A 17,680-nucleotide genomic window follows, 5' to 3' on the forward strand; every position below is an offset into this window, starting at 1 on the left:
TTTGCCCGGCGATGCCATGGCCGCCGCTGATTCGCGGCGAATTGCTACGTCGTCCTGCCGGCTTTGAGGAGGCATTGCGGTACGCGAGGCTGGCTCTCCCATTTCACTCGACTTCGCGCAGCCGATATCCGACGCCGGTCTCGGTGGTGATATAACGGGGCTGGTCGGGCATCTTTTCGATCTTTTGCCTGAGTTGCCGGACATAGACCCTGAGATATTGAACGTCGGTGGAATCGCCCCAGACCTGCTTCAGCAGGAATTGGTGGGTGAGAACCTTGCCGGCGTGCTGTACGAGGATGCGGAGGATGTCGTATTCCTTCGGCGAGAGCTTTATCTCCTTGTCCTCGACCTTGACGATGCGCTTCACCAGATCGACGGAGAGGTCGCCGGTGTGGAACACCGGTTTCTCACCCTGCTGCTGGAACTTGTGGCGCAGCGCCACGCGGATGCGTGCCACAAGCTCGTTCATACCGAACGGCTTGGTGACATAATCGTCGGCGCCGAGTTCGAGGGCCGAGACGATGCCGGCCTCATCAGTGCGGCTCGAAAGAATAACCACGGGAATGTCCAGGCCATCATCCCGCCATTTGCGCAGCAGCTCATGCCCGCTCATGCCGGGCAGGCCGAGATCGAGGAGGACCAGGTCCGGCTTTTCCGTCTCCATGAGTTCAATCGCCGCGCTGGCGTTCGGCGCCTCGCTGATCGCATAGCCTTGGCTGCCGAGCCCGACGCGAAGCAGTTTCCGGATCGGCGGCTCGTCGTCGACCACCAATATCCTGACGTCCAAATTCGTCATGACAGGTGGTCCATGTTTCGATCGTCAGCATCGGGTTCACCGACATCGGGGAGTTCTGCCGGCACCGGCATTCTTATGGTGAAAACCGCGCCCGAGCGGTCGGTCCTGTTCGCCGCCGAGAGCGTCCCGCCCATCGCTTCGATGAAGCCGCGGCAAATCGACAATCCGAGCCCGGTGCCGGCACGCACCTGGTCACCCTTGCGCACACGGTAGAAAGTGTCGAAAACGCGCTCCAGGTCCGCTGGCGGAATGCCTGGTCCCTCATCCATGATCTGCAGGATGACGCTGCCATTGTCGGCCCAGGCCTGCAGGCGGATCGTCGAACCTGGCGGCGCGTATTTTGCAGCATTGTCGAGGAGATTGAACAGCACCTGCTCGAACAGAACGGGGTCGAGCCGCAACATCGGCAGATCCGATGGAATATCGGTCTCGGTCTTATGCTCGCCGACGATTTTGCGGGCCCGATGCAGGGCTGAGCCGACAATGTCGCCGACATAGTGGAATGCATAATTCGGCTCCATCGTGCCGGATTCTATCTTGGTCATGTCGAGCAGATTGGCGATGAAGCGGTTCAGCCTTTCCGATTCATCAAGCACGGTCGACAGCAGTTCCGCCCGGTCCTGCTCGGGCAGTGCGGCCTCGAAGTCCCTGAGCGTTCCGGCCGCGCCCATGATGGCGGCAAGCGGCGTTTTCAAATCGTGGGAAATGGAGGTGAGCAAGGCCGAGCGCAGACGGTCTGCCTCGGCCGCAAGCTTGGCCCGGTCAACATCGGCGACGAGCTGGATGCGCTCGATGGCGACCGCCGCCTGGTCGGCGAGCGCATCGAGCAGACGTTGCTGCTCGGGTGTCAGCAGCGGACCTTGCTTGTCGTTGTCGAGGCCGACGACGCCCACCGCCGTGCGTCCGGTCCGCAAGGGCAGATAGAGGCGTTTTGCTCCGGGCAGCGTGTCGGCGCCGCGCCCGGCGGCGCGGTTATACTCCCACGCCCAGCGGGCTGCTGCGATGTCGGCCTCGGCCAGCGTGTCGTCGGGTGGGTAGCCGGCTTTGACCGCGATTGTGCCGTCCTCGGGCAAAAGCAGCACTACGCGCAGCTTCAGCATCAAGGCGATCTGGAAGGCAGTGGCCCATAGCACGTCGTCCAGGGTACCGGCGCCGGCGAGCTTCTTTGAAAACTGATAGATGTCTTCCGTGGCGCGCGCCCGTGAGCTGGCAGCGATCGCTTGACGCTGCACCCGCGCCGTCAGATTGCTGGCGATAACGGCGACAACAAGGAAGACGGCAAGCGCAACGATGCTCTCCGGATCCCTGATCGTCAGTGTGTAGCGCGGCTCTAGGAAAAAGTAGTTGAATGCAAGGGCGCTGACGACACAGGCGTACAACGCTGGCCAGAGCCCGCCCATTACAGCCGATGTGAGCACCGCCAGCAGAAAGACAATGGCCAGATTGCGAACGTCGAGAAACTGGTCGAGAACAGTGCTGAAGGCCAGCGAGCCCATGACATAGGCTGTAGCTAGCAGGTAGGGCCTAACCTGAAACTGCTTCTGCTCGGTTGCCGCGCTGACATTTTTCGAGGGTGCGTCGGTGCCCTGGTCGGTTCCCGAAATTACATGGACGCTGATGTTGCCGGCGTCGCGGATGAGATCATAGGTGAGCGAGCCTTCGATCAATTCGCGCCAGCGTGATCGGGTCGGCCTGCCGATCACGATATGGGTGAAGTTGTTCGCCGTCGCATGGCGAACGATGTCTTGCGCGACATTCTGACCCGGAATGGTCGTCACCTCGGCACCGAGCTGCTCGGCAAGGCGCAACTGCGTCGCCAGCCGATCCTTGTCCTCCTCGGGCATGGCGGCTGAGCGAGGGGTGTCCACATGAAGCGCCGTCCAGGGGGCACGGAGGCGGTCGGCCAGCCTGCGCGCATAGCGTATGCGAGCCGCTCCGCCAGGACGCGCGTCGACGCAGACGAGAACCCTTTCTCCGGCCGCCCACGGTCCCGGGATCGCGTGTGCCTGCATATGGTTGAGCAACTGCTCATCGACCCGCTGGGCGGTGCGGCGAAGCGCCAACTCCCTGAGCGCCGTCAGATTGCCCGGCGAGAAATAGTTCTCGATGGCGCGCTGGGCGGTGTTGGGGAAGTAGACCTTGCCTTCCTCCAGCCGCTTGATCAGGTCGTCGGGGGTGAGGTCGATGATCTCGACATCGTCGGCTTGATCGATGATGGAGTCGGGGACGGTTTCACGCACCCTGACGCGTGTGATCTGGGCCACGACGTCGTTCAGGCTTTCGACGTGCTGGATGTTCAGTGTCGTGTAGACATCGATCCCGTGCGTCAGGATTTCCTGGACGTCGAGGTAGCGCTTGGGGTGGCGGCTGCCGGCGACGTTGGTGTGGGCGAGTTCGTCGACCAGAACCAGCGCCGGGCGCCGGGCGAGGATGGCGTCGAGATCCATCTCCTCGAGAATGCGCCCCTTGTAGTCGATCTCAAGGCGAGGAATGACCTCGTAGCCTTCGACCAGCGTCTGCGTCTCCTTGCGACCATGCGTCTCGACGATGCCGATCACCACGTCGATCCCGTCGGCCAGCCTGGCGCGGCCTGACATCAGCATCTCGTAGGTCTTGCCGACACCGGGAGCGGCGCCGAGAAATATCCTCAGGCGACCTCGCTCCTCCCGCTCGGCATGCTCAAGCAGCGCGTCGGGAGAGGGCCTGGTTTCGGCGGTGCGGCTGTCGTCTGGCATTAGGATCAATCATGAACGGCGCCGGCTTCGGTGTCGATCCCGGCGCCCGCCATCATTGTTTCGTGGCATCGTCCAGCGCAAGGTTGAGGGCCAGCACATTGACCACCGGCTCGCCTATAAAGCCCAATTCGCGATCCTCGACATGGCTGTCGACGAGCGATTTGATCCTGGATTCATCGACGCCCCTGGCCTTAGCCACCCTGGCGACCTGAAAATAGGCCGCATCGGAGCTGATATGCGGATCGAGGCCGCTGCCGGACGTGGTGACCAGATCCATCGGTACCGGCTGGTTCGGGTTTTCGGCTCTCAACTTCTCGGCGTCGCTCTTGATACGGTCGATCAGCTTCGGGTTGGTCGGGCCGAGATTCGAACCTCCCGAGGCGGCGGCATTGTAGCCGTCGCCGGCAGCCGACGGACGGCCATGGAAGTAGCGGTCGCTGGTGAAGGCCTGGCCGATCAGCTCGGAACCGACGAGTTTGCCGTCCTTCTCGATCAGGCTGCCATTGGCCTGGCGCGGAAACAGCGCCTGGGCAATGCCGGTCATGCCGATCGGATAGACCAACCCCGTCAGAACGGTGAAGAAGACGATCATGACGATCGCAGGCCTGATTTGATTGAGCATCGACGTGGTTCCTTATGCGAGACCGAGAGCAGTGATGGCCATGTCGATCACCTTGATGCCGACGAAGGGCACGACGACGCCGCCAAGGCCGTAGACTATGAGATTGCGGCTGAGCAGCGCACCGGCGCCGACAGCGCGGTATTTGACGCCCCTCAGCGACAGCGGGATCAGCGCGATGATGATCAGCGCGTTGAAGATGATGGCCGAGAGGATAGCGCTCTGCGGCGTTGCCAGATGCATGACGTTGAGCGCTTGCAGCGGCCCGGCGGTTTGGCCCGGGGCGATGTAGAAGACGGCGAATATTGCCGGGATGATGGCAAAATACTTTGCGACGTCGTTGGCGATGGAGAAGGTCGTCAGCGAACCACGCGTCATCAGCAGCGCCTTGCCGATTTCGACGATCTCGATCAGCTTGGTCGGATCGCTGTCGAGATCGACCATGTTGCCGGCCTCGCGTGCCGCGACCGTGCCGGTGTTCATGGCGACGCCGACATCGGCCTGCGCAAGCGCCGGCGCGTCGTTGGTGCCATCACCGCACATCGCGACCAGCTTGCCCTTGGCCTGTTCGTCGCGGATCAGCTTCAGCTTGTCCTCGGGCGTCGCCTGGGCAAGGAAGTCGTCGACGCCGGCTTCCGCCGCGATCGCCGCCGCGGTCATCGGATTGTCGCCGGTGATCATCACCGTGCGGATGCCCATGCGGCGCAATTCGGCAAAGCGTTCTGCGATGCCGCCCTTGACGATGTCCTTCAGGTGGACGACGCCGAGCAGGCGCCCATCGCGCTCGACCGCCAGCGGGGTGCCGCCGGATTTGGCGATCTCGTCGGCGATGGTTTGAAGGTCGCGGACGGTGTCGCTGCCGGGGCGCGTACTGCCTGTGGCAATGGTCGAGAGGTTGACGCGGGCAAGCACCGCATCGACTGCGCCCTTGCGGACCGAGGAGCCTTCCAGGTCGACGCCGCTCATGCGGGTTTGCGCGGTGAAGGGCACGAAACTCGCGTGCAGGCTTGCCATGTCGCGGGCGCGGATGGCGTATTTCTCCTTCGCCAGCACGACGATCGAGCGGCCTTCCGGCGTTTCGTCGGCAAGCGAGGCAAGTTGGGCGGCGTCGGCCAGTTCCTGTTCGGTGACGCCCCTGACCGGACGGAATGCCGTTGCCTGGCGGTTGCCCAGCGTGATCGTGCCGGTCTTGTCGAGCAGCAGCGTGTCGACATCGCCGGCCGCCTCGACGGCGCGGCCCGACATGGCGAGCACGTTGAAACGCACCAGGCGGTCCATGCCGGCGATGCCGATGGCCGACAGCAGGGCGCCGATCGTGGTCGGGATCAGCGTGACGAACAGGGCGACCAGCACCGTCACCGAGATATAGCCGCCCGAATAGGAGGCAAAACTCGGGATCGTCGCTGTCGCCAGCACGAAGATCAGCGTCATGCCGACGAGCAGGATGTTGAGCGCGATCTCGTTGGGTGTCTTCTGGCGCTCGGCGCCTTCGACCAGCGAGATCATGCGGTCGAGGAACGTATGGCCGGAAGCCGCGGTGATGCGCACCCGGATCCAGTCGGACAAGACTTGCGTGCCGCCGGTCACCGCCGAACGATCGCCTCCGGATTCGCGGATGACAGGTGCGGATTCGCCAGTGATCGCCGCCTCGTTGACCGAAGCCACGCCTTCGACCACCTCGCCATCCGAGGGGATGATGTCGCCGGCTTCGACAAGCACGATATCGCCGACCTTCAGGCTGGTGCCGGGCACCAGCTTGAACTTGCGGCGGTCGCCGCCGTTCAACAGCTTGGCTTGCGTCTCGGTTCGCGCCCGACGCAGCGAGTCTGCTTGCGCCTTGCCGCGGCCTTCGGCCACCGCTTCGGCGAAGTTGGCGAAAAGCACTGTGAACCACAGCCAGATGATGATCTGCAGCGTGAAGCCAAGATCGCCGCCGCTGGTAACGAGATCTTTGACGAACAGCACGGTGGTGAGCGCCGAGACGACGGCGACGACGAACATCACCGGGTTTCGCATCAAGGTGCGCGGGTTCAGTTTTCTGAAGGATCCGCCGATGGCGGGCAACAGAATGCGGGGATCCATGATGCTCACGGATTTCGACTGGCTCATTTGGTGGCTCCAGTGTCGATGTTGGTGACCGGTCGATCGTGTGCCGAACGAAGGTGCGGCGGCCCGTAAGCCAGCAGCCAGATAATGATCAAGGCTGCCGCAATAGCGAGGAATGTGGACAGGGTCGGGAAAGGAGGAGGTGTTTTCTCCCCCTCCGGCTCGGGACGATGCCGGGCCTTTCGAGATATGATCTTGAACCAGGGCATGGCCGTTTCAGAATGTCTGACGGTGAATCATCGCCAGGTGCTCGACGATCGGTCCGACCGCCAGGGCCGGGAAGAAGGTCAGGCCACCAACGATCAGGATGACACCGACCAACAGCCCGACGAACAGCGGACCGTCGGTCGGGAAGGTGCCGGCGGAGGCAGGGACGGTCTTCTTCGCCACCAGCGATCCAGCAATCGCCAGCGCCGGAATAATGACCAGGAAGCGGCCCATCAGCATGCCGATGCCGAGCGTTATGTTGTACCAGGGCGTGTTGCCGCTGAGACCGCCAAAGGCGGAGCCATTGTTCGCCGCGGCCGAGGTGTAGGCATAGAGGACCTCGGAGAAGCCGTGCGGGCCGGCGTTGGCGATGGAAGCAACGCCGGTCGGCAGCACCACCGCGATGGCGGTGAAGACCAGCATCGCCAGCGGCAGGCAGAGGACGGCCAGCATTGCCATCTTGACCTCCTTGGCCTCGATCTTCTTGCCGAGATATTCGGGCGTGCGTCCGACCATCAGCCCGGCAACGAAGACGGCGATCACGATGAACATCAGGATACCGTAGAAGCCGGCCCCGACGCCGCCGACAATGACCTCGCCGAGCTGCATGTTGATGATGGGGATCATGCCGCCGAGTGCGGTGAAGCTGTCATGCATGGCGTTGACCGCGCCGCAGGACGCGGCGGTGGTGATGACGGCAAACAGTGCCGACAGAGCGATGCCGAAGCGGCTTTCCTTGCCCTCCATGTTGCCGCCGTCGATGCCCAGCGCATGGACGAGCGGATTGCCGGCGGCCTCGGCCCAGTAGCAGACGGCAACGCCGGCGATGAACAGCACGCCCATCGCCGACAGAATTGCCCAGCCCTGGCGCTGGTTGCCGACCATGCGACCGAAGACATTGGTTAGCGCCGCGCCGAAGGCGAAGATCGTCACCATCTGGATCAGGTTCGAGATCGCGTCGGGATTTTCGAAGGGATGCGCTGCATTGGCGTTGAAGAAGCCGCCGCCATTGGTGCCGAGCATCTTGATGGCAACCTGCGAAGCGACCGGCCCGACCGCGATCGTCTGTTGCGCGCCTTCCAGCGTCGTCGCGTTGACGTAAGCACCAACCGTCTGCGGCATACCGAGATAGACATAGACAAGCGTCAACACGATGCAGAACGGCACAAGCAGATAGAGCGTGCAGCGGGTCATATCGACCCAGAAATTGCCGATCGATTTGCCTGAGGCTCTAGCAAAACCGCGGATCAGTGCGACCGCGATGGCGATGCCGGTCGCGGCCGACAGAAAGTTCTGCACGGTCAAGCCGGCCATCTGCACGAGATAGGACATCGTGCTTTCGCCGCCGTAGTTCTGCCAGTTGGTGTTGGTCATGAAGCTGGCGGCGGTGTTGAAGGCAAGCCCAGGTTCGACGGCGGTCATGCCGCCCGGATTGTAGGGCAGGCCGCCTTGCAGCCGCTGCAGGAAATAGAGCACCAGGAAGCCGGCCAGGTTAAAGAACAGCAGGGCCGCCGCATAGGAGGTCCAGTGCTGCTCCTCGCGCTCGCTGGTCCCGGACATACGGTAGAGCCCGCGCTCGAGCGGGGCCAGAATTGGCGACAGGAATGTGCGCTCGCCGCTGAAAACGCGATGCATGTAGCCGCCGAGCGGCTTGGCCAGCAAAACGACGATCCCGCAATAGACGAGGATCTGCAGCCATCCGTTGATTGTCATGGGGTTGGCTCCTTGCCAGCGGAGATCAGAAGCGTTCCGGGCGAACGAGGGCGTATGTCAGGTAAGCGAGAAGGAACAGGGTCACGGCGCCGCCGAGGATATAGTCGAAGAGCATGTTTCGATCCCCTAAACTTACAGCCCGTCGCAGGCTTTGATGTAACCGAAGCATAGAGCAAAGAACGAGATTCCTATCCCGACAACAATGATGTCCATCGTGCAATTTCCTATATTGAGTTTGTTCTTTTCAACTTGGACAAAACTGTCCAAGCCCGCTCACCGCTTCACATCGGCGGCCGGATACATCGCTCTGCCGAATATGGATCAAAGTGCCATAAAGGTTCGAGACGGGACGCGGAGCAAAGAAATCAAAATCCCATAAGGATTTCGCCGCCTCGGCGCTGGCCACAGCTTCAGGGGGAGGTGCGCACCGGCGCGCGAAGCTGCCGGGGATCAGTCTGCGCGGGTATAGATCAGAGCGTAATCGTCCGCATAGGCCCGCTTCCAGCCCAGTTCGTCGAAGAACGGAATGCGGCTGTCGTCGGCGGTCAACAATGCCCAGCCTATCGCATATTTCTCGAGCTGGGCTTTCAGGATCGGCTTGCCCCGGCTGTGCCCAGTCTGCTCATCCGTTTCCGTAAAGCCGTTCAGGAAGAGCTGATCCGCCCGGCCGTCGATAAACGTCTTGATGCCATGGAAAATCAGCGTGCCGCCGAAATTGTAGGAATTCAGCAGATTGCCTGACAGATTATGGGCTTGGGCGAAGGCCAGCGCATCCCTCGCCGAAGTCTTCTGGCTCGGCACGACCGGATAGGCCAGGAAGACCGCGGCCGCCAAAACCAGCAAAACGGCAAGTCCAGCGCAAATTCTGGAAAATTGCCGCGCGAAAAATTGTTCAAGTCCGTCGCGCTTTTCCGCGGCCCATGTAGGGGCTGAAAGCGCTGGATATTGTTGCGCAACCTCGACGGCAAGGACGACCGGGACAAGAAGAAAGAACAGGTACATGAACCGTATGTGGGTGAGATAGACGTGCAAGGTGAAGACAAGGAACAGCGCCTTGGCCCAGCCAATACGCAATCTCGACACGAGCAGCCCGAAAAACGCCACCAGCAGGGCCACCTCCTGGAGGGTATGCCGCGAGGCGTCGAAGGGTTGCCACTCCGCAATGTAAGGCACCGCCTCATTGCCATAGGCCACGGTGAATGTGGCGAGTATGGCCTTGACGCCATAGGGATTGAGCAGGCTGACCAGCGGGCAAAGCAGCCCGAAAGCGATCCACTTGGCCAGCAGCCGGGAGTTCGACAAGCGCGTGCGCATGACGAGATCGAGGCCGGCGAAGGCGGCGATAATGAAACCGAAGGTGAAGGTGGCATGGAGATTGGCCCACAGGCAAAGCAGCGCCAGCAGCCATAGAGGCGGCGCTTTCTCGTTGCGTGCGGCTTGGAAAAGACCGGCGGTCCAGACGACGATAATGGGCAAGGTAAAGATGTGGGGTCGGGCGACATAGATTGGCCCGATCAAGAGCGCGAGCACCAGTGTCAGTGCTATCGCCAGCGTCGGCTTCAACGACGCGCTGAGATACCACGACGTCAAGAAGGCCGTCAGCGCGATTACCGCAGTCGCCAGCAGTACCACGCCGTTCCAGCCGCCGGCTTCGAAGGCAAGGGCAAGGAGAACCTGGCTAAGCCATTCCTTGGCGATCCATGGCTGGCCGGCAAAAGTGTAGGAGTAAATGTCGACGGAGGGGAATGTGCGGCTTGCCAGCATATCCATGCCGACCTTGATGTGCCACCAGCTATCGGGATCCTGCAGGAGGGAGGTGGCAAAGGCGAGGAGCGCCGTCGCCATCACGACGGCCGCCAGCAGGCAAAACACCAGCCTCACATGCCGTATGTCGTCTATCGACGGCCTCGCCTCACCAGACATCCCGCGCATATGGCATCCCTGAGCCGCGATAGCGGAAGGGATAGCCCGAATTTGTTAGAAAACCGATAAGCTGCAGGATTGCGGCCACAACCCTGTGCCGCGCGTCTAACCGGCTGGGCACGTTGAGCAGCGACTACTAAGTTGCGGGTGAGGGGCAGACCTCCGGCCGTTCAGCCCTCGGCCTTGAAGTTCTTGGCTTCCTTCTCGACTTTCGGGCTGTCCTTGCCGTGCTTGCGCATCAGATCCTTCGCCTGCTTCGGCGAAACGTCGGTGGTTTCGGCCAGGTGCAGAGCCTTCTTTTCGTCCGGATCGCGCGTCTTGCGGTCGGCCATTGCGGTTTTCTTGTTAGCCATTACGACGCTCTTATGCTCTCGGCGATTTCGTTCAGCACCTTGCGGTCGGTGCCGTGGCGCTTGATCAGCGTGCGTGCCTGATCAGGGGTAATGCCCGCTTCCTCGGCGAAATGGCGTACCTCATAGTCTTCGCCGCCCGCCACTCGTGAGCGGTCGCGACTGTCGGTCCTGGTTTTGTCGTCGGCCATGGCAGCTCTCCTCATCTCAACGAGAGCATAACGGGCAAGATTTCAGCGAGTTCCTTCGAGCGTGTCGCCCAGTTGCCTACCCTCGGGCATGACCCGACATGAGCGGCGGTTTTTGCTCAAAGCAAGGGCACGGCGCCAGGCTGGCCTTCGCGCACAAAAAGGCTCGCTTCCTTGGCCGCACCAGTAAATTTCCGCCGCGCGCTGCCAACCGCCCGCCACTGCTCCTGGGCGCAGCCTGGTATTCGTTGCGGATTGCTAAGGGTAGCGATGGTCGAACACGACCCCCATGGTCCTACCAACGGCCGTCATGACGATAATCTCGACCAGATCGTCGTCACTGTCACCGCAGGCCGGGGCCGTCCGGCGAACGATGTCCAGCATCGCCCTCGTCGATATGGTGTCGCCGGCGCCGAATCTTGAAAGCGCAGATGAAACAAGCTCTTGGGCCGTCAAGTCGGCGACAGTCACCCTCTGCACCACGTTCATTGGCTTCCTCCCACCATGAACCCTCTCCCGCGAGAATGATACGCCGAACGTCGGGTTTCGCCAGCGAAATGGTGGTCCTACCAGCGCGCGGGGCAGCGACCGAAATCGTCGGTTTTGCGTGAGGCAATCCAGGCGCGAGGCGGCAGCACTTTTGTGCCATGCGACTTCGCCACAGACCCATCCCGGCGGCCGGGATGGGTCTCAATTTATTTACTTGGCAGTTTGATTGCTTGGCAGTCGGGTCTGCTCGGTTGCGGTCGAAGTCAGCGCAGCAAGAACCACGGTGCGGGCAGGACCAGGACGGTTCTTCGTTTCACGGAACGCCGAACCGGTCTGTCTTTTTTGTTTGACGCAATTCCGGATGGAAAACCGTTCACACGTTTTCCTGGAATTGCTTGTCTTATGACTCTAGGCGGCCAGATCGCTCGGAAGCTTGCCGCCATTCTCGACCAGCTTTTTCATCAGTGCATCATGCAGCCACAGATTCATCGTTACGGTGTCGTTCATGTCGCCGGTGTAGTTCAGCTCGTGAGCAAGCTCCTTGCGGGCGCCGAGGCTGCTATCGATATTCAGAGCCTTCATCAGGTCGACGATCGAATTCTTCCAGTTGAGCTTTTGCCCTTTCGCGGCCACCGCCTTGTCGAGAATGGCAGCGATGTCAGGAGCAGAGGACGGCGCGGATGGCGTTGCCGGAGCCGGGGTTGCAGCCGGGTCGGGTCGGGTAGGCGCCGTCGGCTGGGTGGCCGTGCTCGAAGCAGGCGCGGGAGACGGTTGCGCCGGCGGCGCTTCGGCCGCAACCGCGTTTCCGAAAATCGCACCTTTGATACTGTCGAAAATGCCCATTGCTATCTCCTGGGTTGCCTTCACGGTGTGTTGCCTTGACGGTCGGTGAGGCGACCGTTGCCGAATTCGCATTGAGCGCCCTGGTTGTACCGGACCACGAACGCAACGCAGGGGCAACTCCAAACTGGCTGAAAGGTAAAGGCTTGGTTGCATGGTGAAATCGGCTCAGTGATCCGATCCCAGAGTAGAATGGTCAGATCGCGGCACGACAAATAGTTACGCGCAATGGGCGAGGAAACGGTTGGCAGCCAGTTTTGCTGACGCAGACCAGAAAAATCATCTAGATTCGTGTTCGCCATTCGCTGAGAGGAACGAAGCCATGACAGCAGTCGTCGCATCCGACAGGCTCGAACGTTCGCTGGTTTGGGCAGAGGACGATCCGTCGGTCAAATGGGCCGGCGCTTTCGCGGTTTACGGCGGGCACGGCACCACCCAGTCCTCAGTCATTGTCTACGAGATCGAGCCCGGCAAGCGGCTCGGCTGGCACACCGACGCCACCGAGGAGACGCAATACATCATCGCCGGCACCGGCGAGCTGCACATCGAGGGCGGCAGCATCCACCCGGTCAGGCCCGGCAGCGTCCTGGTACTTCCGACGCCGGTCCGGCACGACCTCGTCAACACCGGCACCGAAACCCTGCGCGCCGTCGCTTTCTTTGCGGCGGCGATGTTCACGCAGACATTCGACGACGTCATGCTGCCGCCGAAATCCCATGTCCTCGGCACGCCCAATCGCGCAGGCTGAACGCGTGCCAGCGGGAATCATCCGGCCTGCGGATTGCGGACTTGGAGCTGAGATGAGCGCGCGCGCGGCCGGCAAGCGGTTCGGCGTCGTTACGCGCCTGTGTCACGGGCGGACCGGCTGATGGCGCCCGTCAAGGTCGACCCGGCCAAGGTGCGCGAGTTCAGGGATGCCGAACGCTTCCATGCCTGGCTTGGCGAGCATCACGACAGCGAGGACGAAGTCTGGATCAAGATCTATAAGCGCGATTCGGGGCTGCCGTCGATCACGCCGAAGCAAGCCATCGACGTGGCGTTATGCTGGGGCTGGATCGATGCGGTGCGCAAGGCCCTGGACGGCAAAAGCTATTTGCAGCGTTATACCCCGCGCGGCAAGAAGAGCACCTGGAGCCAGATCAACGTCGACAATGTCGCCCGGCTGATCGAGGAGGGCCGGATGACCGAGCATGGGCTGAGGCAGGCCGAGGCAGCCAAGGCCGACGGCCGCTGGGCGCGCGCCTATAGGAGCGGCAAGGAGATGAAGATCCCCGACGACCTCCAGGCGGCAATAGACGCCGAGCCCAAGGCGAAAGAGATGCTGGCGAAGCTCAGCGAGCAAAACCGCTTCGCGCTCGCCTTCCGCACCCACAACATGAAGACCGAAGCCGGACGCAAGAAGAAGATCGCGGCGTTCGTGGAGATGCTGAAGCGCGGCGAGACCATCCATCCGCAACGAAAACGCGATTCTGGCTGAACATTCTGACCGCGCTTGTCTCCCGCATCTTGTGCTTGTCCCTGCCGGTGAGCCCCGAATGCGGCCGGATCGCAGCCCAGGCCCACCTTCGATCCTGGCGATGTCGCAGACGATTGTTTTCGACCAGCGTCGCCTGACATTTCGACAACATCTCTCATTCGTTTGATCGATGCAGGAACAAAGCTCCGTCCTCACAGTCGGTATGGTATATTAGCAGGCGCTGTTATGAGGTTTTTGCCCGTTCAGGAGCCGACTGGCACGTGGGCCGTGTTTGATGCGACCGTGGACGTGCCTGCGGATTTCGCGGGCAGTTGCCTTATCGGCTTGCCGCGGGAGCGGGCGGAGTGGCTCGCAGCAAGAGCCAATCGAGATGCTGCAAAAGGCACTTCGACTTGGCGGTTGTCAGCTGCCGGACCGGCAAAAGCCGCGGTTCTTAGACTTAGACCGTTAGGAGAGATTTCGATGATGCACGAACAGGTAATGGAAGCTGCGTTGGCAGCCAGAAATCAGGAAGTGGATATTTGTGGTGTCTTCGACATCACCAACAAAACCGATGCGCCAATTGGCTCTCGCCGATTGGGCGAGGCTATCCACTTTGTCGCCAATGCACCTATCGTTGGCTATGATGTTCACGCCGCCGTCATCCGATATGGCCCACTCGGAACCCCCAGCCTCAGAGCAACAGATTGCACACAGCTGTGGGAGAAGTTTGGCGAGGCCTTGCTGCAACACTGACGGGCTGACCTTTGGCGCGTATGGCACCACCATCGTGCAGGACACTTCCCTTGTGAGAACGACGTGGAAGCCTGGCGGGTGATATTGCAATCAAATTAGCGTGAGCGCATATTTTTTACCGGCTGGACTCGCAACCGGCCAGGCCCGGCGGCCGGCCGCCAACGGGCCGTCAGGCCGCCAACAAATGGTTCGGCAGGCCCGACGGTCCCCCCTTGGCAAGGTCGCCGGAAACAAAGCATGATGCGGCGGCAAAACGGGTTTGGGAGAATGACATGCCTAAGGTTTCGGAGCTCTTTTTCAAGACAGCCATCGTCTTTCTTATTCTGGGAATTGCAGCTGGCCTGCAGATGGCAATTTCAGGCGATCACGGCGCGTTTCCGGCTCACGCGCACATCAACCTGCTGGGATGGGTCACTAGTGCAATATTCGGCGGCTACTATGCGCTGAACCCGGCGAAGGCTGCCCGCAGGACGGCGATGATCCACTATGGCGTGTACAATCTCGGCCTGGTCGTGATGTTGCCGGCGCTTTACCTGATGCTGCAGGGAAATCCGGCGCTCGAGCCGATCGTCGCCACCGGCTCAATGATTGTCGCTGTCGCCGTGCTGATCTTTGCCTTCGTGGTTTTCTCCGGCGAAACAGAGCGTTCGGTCTCGGGAATACAAGCGGTTCCGCGCTAGACGCGTAGCGACACTAACGAACCTGTCGAAGCCCGCGCTCTGGTGGAGCGCGGGTCGTTCGGCTTGTGGGCTGATCTGGGGTAAGGGGTGCGGCGCAGATGGAGCCGCTCAGTAGCGATCCTTCGCGCCCTCTGCAAATTACGAATTACGGTGACAGTGCACCATTTTCTTTTTCCCGCCTGTCGCGTTTCCCAATTTCACTGCTCTTTCCGGTTTGCTCGGCAATCACGGTCGAGAAGTGCTTCGCTGCCCATCGGTTGCACGACATCGGCGGCGCGGTAATGCAAGTCGAGCCATGCGTTCAATTTACGCACAGCGACAGCCGAGCAAACATGACAAATAGTGCACTGTCACCGTAATTCTGTCGCCGTAATTCAAAGTGCACTGTCACCGTAATTCAAACGTCCGCTTGCTGACCCTTAGCTGACTCTCACAAGCTTCTTGCAAAGTGCAATGTTGTACGGAACGCATCCTTGCGACCCAAAGAAATGCCGCGCGTCGAGATTGGCTGCCCAGATGCCCATAGCAATTTCGTCGAAACCTTCGCAAGCAGCTCGCTGTTCAACATGGCACATCAAAGCTGCGGCAACTCCACGACGACGAGCTTCCGGCATAACCGAGATGTGGTGCACATAGATCAGGGGCCGAGGGAAAGTGAACGGCGTTTCTGGCAGCGACTGAATTTCAAACCAGACGTAGCCGACTGGAGCACGATCAATCTCAGCAATCGCGATCGAGCTCTTCGGATCAGCCAGCCTCGCTGCGAAGAATGTCCTCACCGCAGACGGATCGGCTGCCTGTTTGAAAACGTCTGGATGCAATTCAGCATGGAGACTCTGAACCACCTGATTGAGCCGAACGAGCGCGTCAAAGTCTGCCTCCGAGGCAGCCCGGATTTCCACTGACATTGAGACACCTCCCCGTTTGTAGACGACGCTGCGACGGTGATGTCTTTCTGTCAACGAACGTCGGTCTTCCACCCATCTCGGCCATTGGCGGAGTTTTGACCCTAGTGATTAGTAGGCTGGTTAGTAGGCTACTAACCGAACCTTACCAAACGCCCGGAAAATAAAGGGTTTCTCGGGATTAGCTGGCGGAGAGAGCGGGATTCGAACCCGCGTTACGGTCTCCCGTAAACACACTTTCCAGGCGTGCGCCTTCAACCACTCGGCCACCTCTCCGTCCTTTTAGCATCTTCGACGCGGCCGGTTTCGCCGTGCGGGTTGGGGAGATGCATCTCCTTTGGGATTCCGGCCCGGAATTCCGGCCGTGGGCGCCGTCAACCAGCGGATACCCTTTCCCCGCACCCGAGCCGTCAAGCAACAGGCGCGGGGCTCATCTAGTCGATCCGGTGCCGAATGCCAAGACACTCTATTCGCTTTGCCGGACAGGGATGCTCAGCCCATGGCATCAGTGTGCTCGTTGGGCGCCTACAAACCAGTCGGCCGCGGCGTCTTCGCCGTCTGGCTCGTCAGCCGGCCCAGGTGCAAGCCGCCGGCGTAAGTTCAACTTCGCGTGTCGCGATTGCAGACGAAGCAGGTAAATCCTATTTAACAGTCCGACACGACATTCCGATAAACTCCTGGGGAGGAAGGGTCTGGATGTTTCGCTTCGTCTTTCGTCTCGCTGCAATGGTCGCGCTTTCGGTTTCGGTCATCATGGCCGTGCTCGACGCGACCCGGTCGGTGGCGGCTTCGGCGCTGGTGATGACCCCGCTCAACACCAGCTGGCTCGCCGTCTCGCCGGACACGCGCAGCGCCTTTGAAAGCTTCGTCCGCGACAAGCTCAATCCGCTGCTGTGGGACGGCGCCATCGCCTGGGTGCTCAGCCAGCCCGGCTTTGCCGTGTTCGCGGTGCTGGCCTTCGTTCTTTATGCCATCGGCTACAGGCGGCAGCGCCCCAGCGGGCGGTTCGCCGCGACCTAAAATTCCTGCGTTCCCGGATCCAGCGTTCCCCGGATCGGGGAAGGCTCAAGCAAGAAGAAAAGGAAATCGCACATGTTTCTCAGCGATATGCTGAACAAGAAGCTCAACCTGCCGAAGCCCTCCGAGGCGTTGCCCGGCCGCGACCGGCCGATCCCGACGGCATCGAAGCATTTCGTCTCGAACAGGCCGCTCAAGGGTCCCTATCCCGAAGGGCTTGAGACGGCGATGTTCGGGCTGGGCTGTTTCTGGGGTGCCGAGCGCCTGTTCTGGCAGGTCGATGGCGTCTGGGTCACGGCGGCCGGCTATGCTGGCGGCGTCACGCCCAACCCGACCTATCAGGAAACCTGCACCGGGCTCACCGGCCATGCCGAAGTCGTGCTCGTCGTCTACGATCCGAAGATCGTGTCCTATGCCGAGCTTTTGAAGCTGTTCTGGGAAAGCCACGACCCGACGCAAGGCATGCGCCAGGGCAATGATGTCGGCACCACCTACCGTTCGGCGATCTACACGTTCAACGACGCGCAACACCAGGCGGCGCTCGCTTCGCGCGATGCTTACGAGGCTTCGCTGCGCGGTGCCGGACGCGGCAAGATCACCACCGAGATCGCGCCGGCGCCGGAATTCTACTTCGCCGAGGAAGACCACCAGCAATATCTGGCGAAGAACCCCTACGGCTATTGCGGCCTGCAGGGAACCGGCGTCTCCTGCGCCATACCGGCCGCCGTCTCCGCCTGATTTTACGCCCCTGACGCAAGGAATATGCTGTGGGGGCGGGGGGGGGGGGGCCCGCGGTAGTAAAAAGAAAAAAAAAAAAAAGAATTTTTTTTTTTGAGGGGAGGAAATTGGAGGAACCGGGGGGGGAAACAACAAACGAAACGCCCAAGAAAAAGCGGGGGA

Annotated in this window: 19 protein-coding genes and 1 tRNA gene; 6 read left to right on the top strand and 14 right to left on the bottom strand. The window is 61.1% G+C overall.

Features of this window, described 5'->3' with window-relative positions:
* Window positions 1-103: 103 nt before the first annotated feature.
* The 12 genes from NKH63_RS20450 to NKH63_RS20505 all read right to left on the bottom strand — a co-directional run bounded on the left by NKH63_RS20450 (window position 104) and on the right by NKH63_RS20505 (window position 11,969).
* A complete protein-coding gene (locus tag NKH63_RS20450) occupies window positions 104-796 on the bottom strand; it encodes a response regulator transcription factor (RefSeq protein WP_023718987.1) in 693 nt (230 codons plus the stop codon).
* The gene (locus tag NKH63_RS20455; RefSeq protein WP_352918546.1) at window positions 793-3,531 is read right to left on the bottom strand and encodes a DUF4118 domain-containing protein; all 2,739 of its coding nucleotides are present in this window, start codon (window positions 3,529-3,531) and stop codon (window positions 793-795) included. The genes NKH63_RS20450 and NKH63_RS20455 overlap by 4 nt, the downstream gene beginning before the upstream one ends.
* Window positions 3,532-3,583: 52 nt before the next feature.
* Window positions 3,584-4,153: a potassium-transporting ATPase subunit KdpC gene (gene kdpC, locus NKH63_RS20460; protein WP_352918548.1), complete on the bottom strand. Its 570-nt coding sequence runs from the start codon at window positions 4,151-4,153 to the stop codon at window positions 3,584-3,586.
* A 12-nt stretch (window positions 4,154-4,165) separates the two neighbouring features.
* The gene (gene kdpB / locus NKH63_RS20465) at window positions 4,166-6,259 is read right to left on the bottom strand and encodes a potassium-transporting ATPase subunit KdpB (protein ID WP_352592632.1); all 2,094 of its coding nucleotides are present in this window, start codon (window positions 6,257-6,259) and stop codon (window positions 4,166-4,168) included.
* Entirely contained in the window at window positions 6,256-6,465 is a 210-nt protein-coding gene (locus NKH63_RS20470; RefSeq protein ID WP_031194001.1) for a hypothetical protein, read from the bottom strand. Before NKH63_RS20470 ends, kdpB begins: the two co-directional genes overlap by 4 nt.
* A 7-nt stretch (window positions 6,466-6,472) precedes the next feature.
* Window positions 6,473-8,176: a potassium-transporting ATPase subunit KdpA gene (gene kdpA / locus NKH63_RS20475; protein WP_352495475.1), complete on the bottom strand. Its 1,704-nt coding sequence runs from the start codon at window positions 8,174-8,176 to the stop codon at window positions 6,473-6,475.
* Window positions 8,177-8,201: 25 nt separating this feature from the next.
* On the bottom strand, window positions 8,202-8,291 hold the full coding sequence (locus NKH63_RS20480; protein WP_023675300.1) for a K(+)-transporting ATPase subunit F: 90 nt from the start codon (window positions 8,289-8,291) through the stop codon (window positions 8,202-8,204).
* A gap of 335 nt (window positions 8,292-8,626) precedes the next feature.
* The gene (locus NKH63_RS20485) at window positions 8,627-10,108 is read right to left on the bottom strand and encodes a hypothetical protein (protein WP_352495474.1); all 1,482 of its coding nucleotides are present in this window, start codon (window positions 10,106-10,108) and stop codon (window positions 8,627-8,629) included.
* Between the two features lie 161 nt (window positions 10,109-10,269).
* A complete protein-coding gene (locus NKH63_RS20490; protein ID WP_036244723.1) occupies window positions 10,270-10,452 on the bottom strand; it encodes a hypothetical protein in 183 nt (60 codons plus the stop codon).
* Window positions 10,452-10,640 (bottom strand): DUF3606 domain-containing protein, encoded by a 189-nt coding sequence (locus NKH63_RS20495; RefSeq protein ID WP_023718995.1) that lies wholly within the window; start codon window positions 10,638-10,640, stop codon window positions 10,452-10,454. Before NKH63_RS20495 ends, NKH63_RS20490 begins: the two co-directional genes overlap by 1 nt.
* Window positions 10,641-10,895: 255 nt before the next feature.
* A complete protein-coding gene (locus NKH63_RS20500; protein ID WP_023718996.1) occupies window positions 10,896-11,126 on the bottom strand; it encodes a hypothetical protein in 231 nt (76 codons plus the stop codon).
* A 408-nt stretch (window positions 11,127-11,534) separates the two neighbouring features.
* The gene (locus tag NKH63_RS20505) at window positions 11,535-11,969 is read right to left on the bottom strand and encodes a DUF3597 domain-containing protein (RefSeq protein WP_352483570.1); all 435 of its coding nucleotides are present in this window, start codon (window positions 11,967-11,969) and stop codon (window positions 11,535-11,537) included.
* A gap of 319 nt (window positions 11,970-12,288) precedes the next feature.
* Between NKH63_RS20505 and NKH63_RS20510 the strand changes: the two genes are divergently transcribed.
* The 4 genes from NKH63_RS20510 to NKH63_RS20525 all read left to right on the top strand — a co-directional run bounded on the left by NKH63_RS20510 (window position 12,289) and on the right by NKH63_RS20525 (window position 14,858).
* Window positions 12,289-12,714 carry a cupin domain-containing protein gene (locus NKH63_RS20510; RefSeq protein WP_031194003.1) on the top strand — a complete coding sequence of 142 codons (426 nt, stop codon included), beginning with the start codon at window positions 12,289-12,291 and terminating at the stop codon, window positions 12,712-12,714.
* A gap of 120 nt (window positions 12,715-12,834) precedes the next feature.
* Window positions 12,835-13,443 carry a YdeI/OmpD-associated family protein gene (locus tag NKH63_RS20515; protein ID WP_352918551.1) on the top strand — a complete coding sequence of 203 codons (609 nt, stop codon included), beginning with the start codon at window positions 12,835-12,837 and terminating at the stop codon, window positions 13,441-13,443.
* A gap of 462 nt (window positions 13,444-13,905) precedes the next feature.
* On the top strand, window positions 13,906-14,178 hold the full coding sequence (locus tag NKH63_RS20520) for a hypothetical protein (RefSeq protein WP_031194005.1): 273 nt from the start codon (window positions 13,906-13,908) through the stop codon (window positions 14,176-14,178).
* 272 nt (window positions 14,179-14,450) lie between these two features.
* A complete protein-coding gene (locus tag NKH63_RS20525; RefSeq protein WP_023719001.1) occupies window positions 14,451-14,858 on the top strand; it encodes a heme-copper oxidase family protein in 408 nt (135 codons plus the stop codon).
* 419 nt (window positions 14,859-15,277) lie between these two features.
* Here the strand turns inward: NKH63_RS20525 and NKH63_RS20530 are convergent, their stop codons facing one another.
* Both NKH63_RS20530 and NKH63_RS20535 read right to left on the bottom strand, forming a co-directional pair.
* On the bottom strand, window positions 15,278-15,766 hold the full coding sequence (locus tag NKH63_RS20530) for a GNAT family N-acetyltransferase (RefSeq protein ID WP_352495472.1): 489 nt from the start codon (window positions 15,764-15,766) through the stop codon (window positions 15,278-15,280).
* A 183-nt stretch (window positions 15,767-15,949) separates the two neighbouring features.
* A tRNA-Ser gene (locus NKH63_RS20535) sits at window positions 15,950-16,039 on the bottom strand.
* A gap of 420 nt (window positions 16,040-16,459) precedes the next feature.
* On the opposite strand from NKH63_RS20535, the gene NKH63_RS20540 reads away from it, so the two are divergent.
* Window positions 16,460-16,783, top strand: coding sequence for a hypothetical protein (locus NKH63_RS20540; protein ID WP_023719002.1), 324 nt, complete (start codon window positions 16,460-16,462; stop codon window positions 16,781-16,783).
* Between the two features lie 72 nt (window positions 16,784-16,855).
* Window positions 16,856-17,518, top strand: a complete 663-nt coding sequence (gene msrA / locus NKH63_RS20545) for a peptide-methionine (S)-S-oxide reductase MsrA (protein ID WP_352483568.1) — start codon at window positions 16,856-16,858, stop codon at window positions 17,516-17,518.
* Window positions 17,519-17,680: the final 162 nt, after the last annotated feature.

Origin of the sequence: Mesorhizobium sp. M0960 (assembly GCF_040319055.1) — a bacterium.
Lineage (GTDB): Bacteria > Pseudomonadota > Alphaproteobacteria > Rhizobiales > Rhizobiaceae > Mesorhizobium.